At 67.8% G+C, this 1,762-nt stretch carries 1 protein-coding gene and 1 pseudogene; one reads left to right on the forward strand and one right to left on the reverse strand.

Annotated elements, in window-relative coordinates; genetic code table 11:
- Nucleotides 1-36 precede the first annotated feature (36 nt).
- Nucleotides 37-702 (reverse strand): nitroreductase, encoded by a 666-nt coding sequence (locus ACS04_RS30060; protein ID WP_048479983.1) that lies wholly within the window; start codon nucleotides 700-702, stop codon nucleotides 37-39.
- A 112-nt stretch (nucleotides 703-814) separates the two neighbouring features.
- On the opposite strand from ACS04_RS30060, the pseudogene ACS04_RS36885 reads away from it, so the two are divergent.
- A pseudogene (locus tag ACS04_RS36885) lies at nucleotides 815-1,743 on the forward strand (IS5 family transposase).
- Nucleotides 1,744-1,762: the final 19 nt, after the last annotated feature.

The raw sequence follows: 1,762 nt of genomic DNA on the forward strand, positions 1-1,762 counted from the left end.
CTAGAACCTGTCCTGTCGATCTCGGCCGTCCAACTGTCACACCCCGATGAAGCTCACCGTTTCCGTCATGTCCGCCCGCCCGGTGCGCAGTCGCGGCACGCCCTCCTTCTCGAACCCCACTGAGACGCCGCAGAACAGCACGAGTCCGTCATCGGCTCCGACTGCCCGGCTGACAGTCTTCCGGTACACCGTCCACATCACCTGGGGGCAGCTGTGCAGCCCCTCGGCCCTCAACAACAGCATGACCGTCTGCAGATACATCCCCGCGTCAGCCCACTGTCCGGGCCCCATCGTCCGGTCGAGGTAGCAGAACAGGACGGCCGGCGCCCCGAACGCCTCCGAGTTCAAGGTGGCGATCTTCCTGGGCCGGTCTGGGTCGTCGCGCTCGATCCCCAGCGATTCGTACCGCTGGGCGGCAGCAGCAGCAAAGCGGTCCAGATACGGCGAGGCCAGCCCGCCCGGGTACATCGGGTACTCACGCTCGTCGCCGGGGTCCCCCGCCCGTGCCCTGGCTGTCGCGGTCCGCTTGAGTTCCGCCAAGGGTTCACCGGTCACGACGTACAAATGCCACGGCTGGAGGTTCCCGCTGGACGGAGCCCGCGTCGCTGCGGTCAGCACTCGTTCGAGTACCTCCTTGGGCACGGGCTCATCGCTGAACGCCCGCACGGCCCGGCGACTGTCCACGGCCTCATACACATCCACGTCTTCGCGTCCTCTCATTTAACCGGGTCCCTCCACCGTATTCAGCCGTCGTACCGAGCAACGCCGGAGGTTGGAAGACGTCCCGACGATCAGTCCAGTCGTTGATAGGACTGTGGGAGACAGGGGTGACTTGACGGATGCTCAGTGGGAGCGGCTGGAGCCGCTTCTACCGGTCAGCAATGGGCGTTGTGGCAGGTGGCGGGACCACCGCCAGGTCGTGAACGGGGTGCTGTACCGGATCCGCACGGGCGTGCACTGGCGCGATCTGCCGGAGCGATACGGACCATGGAAGACGGTGCATGAGCGGCATCGCCGCTGGTCGGCGGACGGAACGTGGGAGATGCTCCTGCGGCGGATCCAGGCCGAGGCGGACGCGGCCGGCGAGATCGACTGGGACGTCTCGGTCGACTCGACGTCCGTGCGCGCACACCACCACGCCGCCGGCGCCCGGCACGCTCCGCCGCCCGCCATCAAAGGGGGCTCCGCCCAGGCGGTCAGAGCCGCTCGGGTTTGGGCGGAACTGATCGACCGGCTGGCGGAGGTGGTGAGGGAGGTGAGGCGCTCGGCCGGTCGCGCGGCGGGTTCACCACCAAGATCCACCTGAGCGCGGACGGCAGCTGCCGGGTGCTCTCGCTGGTCATCACGCCCGGGCAGTGCGCCGACTGCACCCAGTTCGAGGCGGTCATGGACCGGATCTGCGTGCCGCGGCTGGCCTGCGGCAGGCCACGTACGAAGCCGGACAGCGTCAGTGCCGACAAGGGTTACAGCAACCGCCGCACTCGCCGCTACCTACGCAGACGCGGAATCCGGCACGTCATCCCGGAGAAGGCCGACCAGGCAGCCAACCGGGTCCGACGCGGCAGCTCCGGGGGCCGACCGCCCGGTTTCGACAAGGACCGCTACAAGAAGCGCAACACCGTCGAACGGGCGATCAACAAACTGAAGACCTTCCGCGCGGTTGCAACCAGGTTCGACAAGCGCGGCTACGTCTACCTCGGAACCGTTACCGCAGCCGCGCTCGTCATCTGGCTCCGCTCGTGATCGCCAGGACACCGCCTAG

The organism is Streptomyces roseus (genome assembly GCF_001044425.1).
GTDB lineage: Bacteria > Actinomycetota > Actinomycetes > Streptomycetales > Streptomycetaceae > Streptomyces > Streptomyces roseus.